9 protein-coding genes and 1 pseudogene are annotated in these 8,542 nt (G+C 69.4%); 6 read left to right on the forward strand and 4 right to left on the reverse strand.

Annotation, left to right across the window (positions count from 1 at the left end):
• From mbhE to mnhG, 6 genes are all read left to right on the forward strand, one after another.
• A partial coding sequence (gene mbhE / locus I5G_RS21295) for a hydrogen gas-evolving membrane-bound hydrogenase subunit E (RefSeq protein WP_036327025.1) occupies window positions 1-906 on the forward strand: 906 nt, incomplete at its 5' end.
• Window positions 903-1,544, forward strand: a complete 642-nt coding sequence (locus I5G_RS21300) for a Na(+)/H(+) antiporter subunit C (RefSeq protein ID WP_022878544.1) — start codon at window positions 903-905, stop codon at window positions 1,542-1,544. The genes mbhE and I5G_RS21300, both read left to right, overlap by 4 nt.
• Window positions 1,541-3,097, forward strand: a complete 1,557-nt coding sequence (locus I5G_RS07750; RefSeq protein WP_022878545.1) for a Na+/H+ antiporter subunit D — start codon at window positions 1,541-1,543, stop codon at window positions 3,095-3,097. The genes I5G_RS21300 and I5G_RS07750 overlap by 4 nt, the downstream gene beginning before the upstream one ends.
• A complete protein-coding gene (locus I5G_RS07755; RefSeq protein ID WP_022878546.1) occupies window positions 3,094-3,708 on the forward strand; it encodes a Na+/H+ antiporter subunit E in 615 nt (204 codons plus the stop codon). The genes I5G_RS07750 and I5G_RS07755 overlap by 4 nt, the downstream gene beginning before the upstream one ends.
• Complete coding sequence (locus tag I5G_RS07760) at window positions 3,705-3,971, forward strand: monovalent cation/H+ antiporter complex subunit F (RefSeq protein WP_022878547.1); 267 nt, start codon at window positions 3,705-3,707, stop codon at window positions 3,969-3,971. The genes I5G_RS07755 and I5G_RS07760 overlap by 4 nt, the downstream gene beginning before the upstream one ends.
• A gap of 2 nt (window positions 3,972-3,973) precedes the next feature.
• Window positions 3,974-4,348, forward strand: coding sequence for a monovalent cation/H(+) antiporter subunit G (gene mnhG, locus I5G_RS07765; protein WP_051038695.1), 375 nt, complete (start codon window positions 3,974-3,976; stop codon window positions 4,346-4,348).
• Window positions 4,349-4,529: 181 nt separating this feature from the next.
• Here the strand turns inward: mnhG and I5G_RS07770 are convergent, their stop codons facing one another.
• From I5G_RS07770 to I5G_RS07785, 4 genes and pseudogenes are all read right to left on the reverse strand, one after another.
• Window positions 4,530-6,494: an MDR family MFS transporter gene (locus I5G_RS07770; RefSeq protein ID WP_026095752.1), complete on the reverse strand. Its 1,965-nt coding sequence runs from the start codon at window positions 6,492-6,494 to the stop codon at window positions 4,530-4,532.
• 207 nt (window positions 6,495-6,701) lie between these two features.
• Complete coding sequence (locus I5G_RS07775) at window positions 6,702-7,244, reverse strand: SRPBCC family protein (protein WP_022878550.1); 543 nt, start codon at window positions 7,242-7,244, stop codon at window positions 6,702-6,704.
• A 115-nt stretch (window positions 7,245-7,359) separates the two neighbouring features.
• Window positions 7,360-7,797, reverse strand: coding sequence for a hypothetical protein (locus I5G_RS25270; protein WP_022878551.1), 438 nt, complete (start codon window positions 7,795-7,797; stop codon window positions 7,360-7,362).
• Between the two features lie 469 nt (window positions 7,798-8,266).
• Window positions 8,267-8,461 (reverse strand): annotated as a pseudogene (locus tag I5G_RS07785) (YhgE/Pip domain-containing protein); the annotation flags it as partial.
• Window positions 8,462-8,542 lie beyond the last annotated feature (81 nt).

The raw sequence follows: 8,542 nt of genomic DNA on the forward strand, positions 1-8,542 counted from the left end.
CCGATCGCGCGCGCCGCGCTCGGCGTCGGCGTCGAACTCACGATGGCGCTCGTCGCCGTCGTCGCGACGGCCGCGCGACAGGACGCGCCCATCTCGCTCGAGTGGCCGCCCCTGGCGTACGAGATCGGCCACGGAAAGAACGTCGTCAACGTCGCGCTCGTCGACCTCCGCGGGTGGGACACCATGGGGGAGCTGTCGGTGCTCATCCTGGCCGCCACGGGCGTGGCATCCCTCGTCTTCATCACCGACCGCAGCGACAACCTCTCCCGCCGCCGCTCGGGCACCGCCCGCAGTCGCGTGGGTCTCGGACGCCGGCGTCCGCTGGTCGAGACCGACAGCGGCGTGCGCGCGCAGCGCTCGGGCGAGACCGACGCTCCGCGGGCGTGGCTGGTGTCGGGCGCGAAGGTGCAGCCCGAGAACCGGTCGATCCTGATGGAGATCATCATCCGCGTGCTGTTCCACGCGATCATGCTCATCTCGATCTACCTGCTCTTCGCCGGGCACAACCTCCCCGGCGGCGGCTTCGCGGGCGGCCTCGTCGCGGGCATGGGCCTCGTCATGCGCTACATCGCGGGCGGACGCTGGGAACTGGGCGCCGCTGCCCCGACCGACGCCGGACGCCTCCTCGGCGCGGGCATGTCGCTCGCGGTGCTGTGCGCGATCGTGCCGCTGTTCTTCGGCTACGCGCCGCTGCAGAGCTTCACGTTCGAGGGCGAGCTGCCGCTCATCGGGCACTGGGAGTTCGTCACCAGCACGATCTTCGACGTCGGCGTCTACCTCGTCGTGATCGGTCTCGTGCTCGACGTCCTCCGCAGCCTCGGCGCCGAGGTCGACCGGCAGTCGAAGAATGCCGCCGACATCGCCGCCGACGCCGGGACCGACACCGGGACGGTGACGGTGCCGTGAGTATCTCGTTCGTCCTCATCATCGTCATGGCGGTGCTCTTCGCCTGCGGCGTCTACGCGATGCTCGAGCGCAGCCTCACGCGCGTGCTGATCGGATTCCTACTGCTCGGCAACGCGGCGAACCTCCTGCTGCTCATCGTCATGGGACGGCCCGCGCTCGCGCCGTTCTACGACGACGGGAAGACGGATGCCGCGGACATGGCCGACCCCCTTCCCCAGGCGCTCGCGCTCACGGCGATCGTGATCACGTTCGGCATCTCCGCGTTCCTCCTCGCCCTCATCTACCGCTCCTGGCAGCTCGGTCAGGCCGACACCGTCGTCGACGACGCGGAAGACGTCGCGATCCGCGCCCGCACGGCCGCCGAGCCGGAGGATGCCATGGACGAGGAGTCGCGCTCGGACGACACCGACGTCACCACGGACTTCATCGGCGACGCGATCTCCCCGATCCGCGTGCTGCACGCGGGCGACCTGTCGCAGCTCGTCGACGACGCCCCGGTCGACCGCGTGGCCGTGGGCCGCGACCGGCCGCAGGGCGACACCCGGCGCCCCGAGGGATCCGCCGAGACCGTGGCATCCGGGGACTCCGTGGCATCCGAGGACGACACCCGAGACCCGGAAGACGGTGATCGCGCGTGAGCGCCCTGGTTCCCCTGCTCGTCGGCATCCCGCTCTTCGGCGCGGCGATCAACCTCATCTTCGGCCGCCGGAAGAAGACGCAGATCCTGGTGTCGGTCCTGGCGCTGACGACGGTGCTCGTGCTGGGTGCGATCCTGCTGGTCGCGGTGGACACGAGCGGTCCGATCGCGGTGGCGATCGCGGGGTGGCCGATTCCGCTCGGCATCGTGCTGTACGTCGATGTGCTCGCGGCGCTGCTGGTCGTGGTCACCGCGATCGTGCTGCTCGCGGTCCTGCTGTTCTCGATCGGGCAGGGCGCGGCCGACAACGACGAGGACACCCCGGTCTCGATCTTCTATCCGGCGTACCTCATCCTCGGCGCGGGCATCTTCAACGCGTTCATCGCGGGCGACCTGTTCAACCTCTACGTCGGTTTCGAGATCCTGCTCGTGGCTTCGTACGTGCTCATCACGCTGGGCAGCACCGAGTCGCGCATCCGCACGGGCGTGGTCTACATCGTCGTGTCGTTGGTGTCGTCGATCCTGTTCCTCGCCGCGATCGCGATGGTCTACGGCGCCCTCGGCACCGTGAACATGGTGCAGATCAGCGAGCGGATGGCGGAGCTCCCGCAAGACGTGCAGACGATCCTGCACCTCATGCTGCTGCTCGCCTTCGCGATCAAGGCGGCGGTCTTCCCGCTGTCGTTCTGGCTGCCCGACTCGTACCCGACGGCCCCGGCGCCCGTGACCGCGGTGTTCGCCGGTTTGCTGACGAAGGTCGGCGTCTACGCGATCATCCGCACCGAGACGCAGCTGTTCGTCGCGAACGACCTCAACTTCGTGCTGATGATGGTCGCGCTCGCGACGATGATCGTCGGCATCCTGGGCGCCGTCGCGCAGGCCGAGCTCAAGCGCATCCTGTCGTTCACGCTCGTCAGCCACATCGGCTACATGGTCTTCGGACTCGCGATCAACACCCCGCTCGCGGTGGGGGCGACGATCTACTACATCGTCCACCACATCATCGTGCAGACGACCCTGTTCCTCGCCGTCGGCCTCATCGAGCGCCGCGCGGGCAGCACGTCGATCCTCAAGGTGAAGGGCCTCATGCGGGCGGCGCCGGTGCTCGCGGTGCTGTACTTCATCCCGGCCATCAACCTCGGCGGGCTCCCGCCGTTCTCCGGGTTCATCGGCAAGTACGCGCTGTTCGACGCCGCCGCGCAGGTGGGCACGCCCGTGATGATGGTGCTGATCGTCGGCGGCATCGTGACCTCGATCCTGACGCTCTATGCCCTGATGCGCGCGTGGAACCTGTCGTTCTGGCGCGAGGAGAACGACTCCGCCGAGACCACGGAACGCATCGCGTACCTCGGCAACGCGCCCGCGGCCGCGATCTCGACCGAACGGCGCACGATCCCGAAGATCATGACCGCGGCGACGGCCGGCATGGTCGTCGTCACGCTGTCGCTGACGGTGTTCGCGGGACCGCTGCTCGACCTGTGCCTGCGCGCGGGCGATCGCATCACCGAGGGAATCACGCTCGTGCAGCTGCAGGACGAGGGGGCCGAGCGATGAGCCCGTCCCGCCGGTCGCAGGTCGGCTTCTTCCTGCAGCAGCTGCCGTTCTTCGTCGTCCTGGTGGCCCTGTGGATGCTGCTGTGGGGCCAGCTCACGTGGCTCGCGTTCGTCACCGGCATCCTCGCCGCGGTCTTCGTGACCCGCGTGTTCCGCCTGCCGCCGGTCGACCTGTCGGGACGCCTGAATCTCTGGTACGGCCTCGTCTTCGTCGTGACGTTCTTCGCCGCGGTCGTGCGCGGTTCGCTCGTCGTCGCGTGGCAGGTGCTGGACTTCCGGCGCCCGCCCGGAGCGGCCATCATCGCCGTCCCGCTCCGCGTCGACGACGACGTGATCATGGCGCACACGGCGGTCACGGCATCCCTCATCCCGGGTTCGCTCATCGTCGACGTCGACCGCGAGGGACGCACGCTGTTCCTCCACACCATCGGCGTCCGCAGCGACGCGGATGCCGAGCACCAGCGCCGCGTCGTGCTCGGGTGGGAGGCTCGCATCACGCGTGCCGTGGGGTCGCGCGCGCAGCTCGCCGACCTCCGGCGGCAGATCGCGGATGCCGACGACCACGCGCACCGCGCAGCCGAGACGCCCCGCGACGGACGGACCCCGATATGACCGCCCTCATCGTCGTCATCCTGGTCGTGTTCGCCGTCGCCGCGGTGCTCGCGCTCATCCGCCTCGTGATCGGGCCGTCGATCCTCGACCGCGCGGTCGCCGCGGACGTGCTGCTGACCGAGGTCGTCTGCATCCTCGGCGCCGACATGGTCATCAACCACCACACCCGGTCGCTCCCGGCGATGCTCATCATCGCGGCGGTCGGTGTGTTCGGATCGATCGCCGTCGCGCGGTTCGTGGCGCGGAAGGAGAACCCCCGGTGACCCTGGAATCGGTCCTCGACGTCGTCGCGCTCGTGCTCGTGCTGATCGGTGCGGTGCTGTGCCTGACCGCGACGATCGGTCTGCTGCGCTGGCCCGACGTCCCCTCGCGCCTGCACGCCGCGACGAAGCCGCAGGTGCTCGGCGTGCTGCTGATCGTCACCGCGGTCGTGCTCGCGGTGCGCACGTGGGAGGCGCTGGCTTTCGGCATCCCGATCGTCCTGATCCAATTCGCCACCGCACCGCTGGCCGCGCACATGGTCGGCCGCGCCGCGTACCGCAACCGGACGATGGACGAAGCCGGCCTGTACGTCGACGACCTGCAGCACCGCACCGAGGAGGGCGGCTCGATCGCCGCTCCCTCCCGCCCCGAGAGCTGACGCGCGGGGCGCTGTGCGCCGCGTCGTCCGCGTCGCGTCGTGGTGGCTGCCGTGCCTGCCTGCACGCAGAAACGCTCCCCCTCGGCAGAAACGCCCGGACAGAGCGTTTATGCCGAGGGGGAGCGTTTATGGAGCGGGCGGCGGGGCCGCGACGCAGGAGCGCCGCGGCCCGACCAGATCCTCAGCCGAGCGCGATCGCCTCCGCGGCCTTGCGCTCAGAGTCGGCCGACTCCTGCAGCGCCGACTTCGCCCGCAGCGGCGGCGTCCGGAAGAACAGCGTCAGGACGAAGGCGATGAGCGCGACACCCATCGCGACCCAGTAGACGGTGACGCTCGAGGCGTTGAACGACACCAGCAGCGGCTTCGTCAGGCGGGGGTCGGCGCCGTTCAGGAACGACGTGTCATCCATCGTGCTGTTGTCGAACGACGAGTCCGACGAGCTCGACATGTTGTCGATGATCTGCGGAACGGCCTGGTCGACGAAGGCCCGGCGGGCGGTGGCATCCGAGAAGTCGAGCGTCACCGTGCCGTCCGCGGCGATCTTCGCCACCGGCAGCTTCTCCTGGATCGCCGTGGCGGCCTGCTGGATCGCCTGCTCCTCGGCGGCGGCGGTGGCCTGCGCCTGCGCGGCGGCGGGGATCGTCCCGGCCGCGACCTGCTGCGCGACAGCGGCGGAGGCGGCGTCCTTCGCCTGCTGGACGCCGTCCTGCGCGCCGGTCAGCGCCGCGTCGGTGAGCTTCTCGACGAACGGGTCGTACACCTTTGACATGATGCCCGCGTTGGCCGGAGCGGACGCGACGGTCGGGTCGAGGGCGGCATCCAGAGCGTCGGTCAGCGTGCCCTGGTCGCGGAAGTTCGTCTGCAGGTTCAGCGGGATGAGCGTGAACAGCAGCGACAGCAGCACCGCGGTGCCGAGCGTTCCACCGATCTGACGGAAGAACGTCGAGCCCGAGGTCGCCACGCCGATGTCCCGCGGACCGACCGAGTTCTGCGAAGCGATCGTCAGCGTCTGCATCAGCTGGCCGAGGCCGAGGCCGATGAGGAGCATCGCCCCGGCGATCTGCCAGTAGGACGTGTCGAACTTGATGAACGTCAGCGTGAAGAAGCCCAGCGCCATGAACGCCGTACCGATGGTCGGGAAGATCCGGTAGTGGCCGGTACGCGAGATGATCTGGCCGCTCACGATCGACGAGATCATGAGGCCGAGGATCATCGGGAGCAGCTGGAAGCCGCTCTCGGTCGGGTTCGAGCCGAGCACGAGCTGCAGATACAGCGGGAGCGTGAGCATCGCGCCGAACATCGCGAAACCGACGAAGACACCGATGATCGTCGCCATCGAGAACGTCGAGGAGCGGAAGAGCTTCAGCGGGATGAGCGCGTCGTCCTTCATGCTGCGCTCGATGAGGATGAACGACAGGATGCCGAGGGCCCCGATGATGTAGCAGGCGATGGCGATGGGCGAGGTCCAGCCCCACTCGCGGCCCTGCTCGGCGACGAGCAGCAGGGGCACCAGAGCGATGATCACCGTTGCCGCGCCGAACCAGTCGATGCGGACGGCGCCGTGCGGGTGACGCGGGATGTGGAGGAACCGCACCACGATGGCGAGGGCGACGAGGCCGATCGGCACGTTGATGAGGAACACCCAGCGCCAGCCGGCGAGGAACAGGATCTCGGGCGCGCCGGCGAACAGGCCGCCGACGAGCGGGCCGACGACCGACGAGATGCCGAAGACCGCGAGGAAGTAGCCCTGGTACTTGGCGCGTTCGCGGGGCGCGAGGATGTCGCCCATGATGGCGAGCGGCATCGACATCAGGCCACCGGCGCCGAGGCCCTGGATGGCGCGGAACGCGGAGAGCTCGATCATCGAGGTCGAGAAGCTCGCGGCGATCGATCCGATGATGAAGATCACGATCGCGATGATGAAGAGCGGACGGCGGCCGAAGATGTCGGAGAGCTTGCCGTAGATCGGCGTCGCGATCGTCGACACGATCAGGTAGGCGGTGGTCACCCACGCCTGCTGGCTGAGTCCGTTGAGGTCGTCACCGATCGTGCGGATCGCGGTTCCGACGACGGTCTGGTCGAGCGCGGACAGGAACATTCCCGCCATGAGCCCGAAGATGACGAACAGGATCTGGCGGTGAGTCATCACCGGGGTGCTTCGAGTGGTCGGGGTCGACACGGCAGCAGTGGTCACGTTTCCTCGATACAGAGAGGGCCGAACAGAGAAGGCCGCGCGAAGGGTCATACGCGGCGGGGGAGGGGCGGCGGACGGGCGTCGCCGACACCGGGAGAAAGTTGTGTTTTGTCAACTATAAGGGTGTCGAACGGCTGCGCATTCCCGTTTGCCGCAGGTTCAGATATCCGATTCCCGTGCGTCGCTCTCGGCCTGCGGCGACGCCGCGCCCTCCGCGGGGTCGGGTGTCACGGGTCGCGCCTCGAGTTCGCCGCGCTCCCGCTCCTCTCGCCGGCCCTCCGCGAGGAACGCGAGACGGTTGAGACATTCGTGGTTCCGCAGGACCAGCAGGGGTCGCCACAGGATGCCAGGGAGCACCGCCGGCAACCCCGACACCGGCTCCTCGGCGATCGTGACGGCGATCCCGTCCCGGTGCGGGCGCACGTCGAAACGGATCACGCCGCGGCCGAGCGGTCCGGCCTTGGGTCGTAGCCGGACGCGGCGCGGCGGGTCCCACTCGACCATCTCGGTGGTGTCGTGCACCATCACCGGCCACACGCCCAGCGAGTGGTGGATCCGGGCGCCTTCTTGCGGCCATTCCGGGTCGACATCGCGCATGCGGGCGGCGCCCACGACCCACACCGGGTACAGCCAGCCGTCGGCGAGCACGGCGAACAGGTCGTCGGGCGTGCAGCGCATCAGGCGGGTGTTGCGGGCGGCCATGGCATCCCTTCGCGATCGTCGTGCAACGACCCTACGGCGCGGCGCGGCCCCGACGCACGGTCTTGACGGCGGCGCCCGACACCGCGCGCCCGGTCGACACTCGAGGCGGGCGACCTCAGTCGCGTTCCGCCATGCGGCGCAGCCGCGCGAGATGGTCACGGCGGCGCGCCACGGCGACGCCGACGGCGATGACGACCCCCAGCGCCGCCGCGAGTCCGATGCCCGGCCAGAGCCATCCGGGCGGAGCGGATGCCGCGACGAGAGGCGCCCCGAGGGTCGTCGGGTCCGCGGTCGCGGCGGGGGCTTCCGCGGCCGCCGAGGCCGGCGCCGCGGGGGCAGCGGTCGGCGCGGCGGCGGGAGGGGCGGCCGCCGGGGGAGCAGCGTCCGACACCACGGCAGGTGCGGCATCCGGAGGAGGGGTGGGAGAAGGTGACGGCCAGCAGATCTCCGGGTGCTCCTCGCACCGGATCCATGTGCCGTTCACGAGCTTCATGGGTGGGCCGATGGTCGCACTGCCCTGGGGCGGGTCGTCGTTCTCCGTGCGGAATGCCACGGAGAACAGCGGAACCGACCCGAAGTTCCTCCCGTGTCGTGATCACCGAGCCGCTGCGTGACCCCGCCCTTGAGGTCGGTCGGGACGCGCACGGTGTACTCCAATGCGCCCGGGGCCTCCAGCCAGGGGGCGCTCGAGCCGTCGCCCGTCCGGTTGGAAAGGATGCCGCACCGCCGCCCTCGGGACAGGGCTGAATACTCGGATCGATCGTCAGCTTCACCGTGATCGTGGTGCCGGGCTTCACCACCGTCGCAGGGATCTGGTCGATGAGGAGCGTCCCGTCCTCCATCGTCGCCTGAGCCGAAGCGATTGCGCACGCGTAGGTGATCGCGTGCGCGGTCGACGGTACAGCTCCTACCGTTGTCAGGACCGCGAACACCGCCGCGACCAGCACCCCCCGTGCCTTCACACGCAAAACGTAGAGCGACCGCGTGCCCGTACGGCATCCGGGACGTGAACGAGAGCTGACTCAGCCGATCAGGCTCGGCTGCAGGTCGCGGAGCGTCCGGTGGTGCGTCATGCGCGTGACGCCGATCGCCGCGAGCAGCACGCCGCCGACGAGCCACGTGCCGAGCACGACGAGGTCCGTCCCGACGCGGCTGATGTCGCCTCCGTACATCACTTGGCGCATGGCATCCACGACGTATCCCATCGGCAGTTGATGGCGACGAGATCGGTTGGGTGGAGGGCTAACAGTGCCCCGAGCTCGCGTTGCGAGCTGCTGTCGCGATCGGCAAGCGCGCCC

This window comes from Microbacterium sp. B19, from assembly GCF_000333395.1.
In the GTDB taxonomy this organism is placed as follows: Bacteria; Actinomycetota; Actinomycetes; order Actinomycetales; family Microbacteriaceae; genus Microbacterium.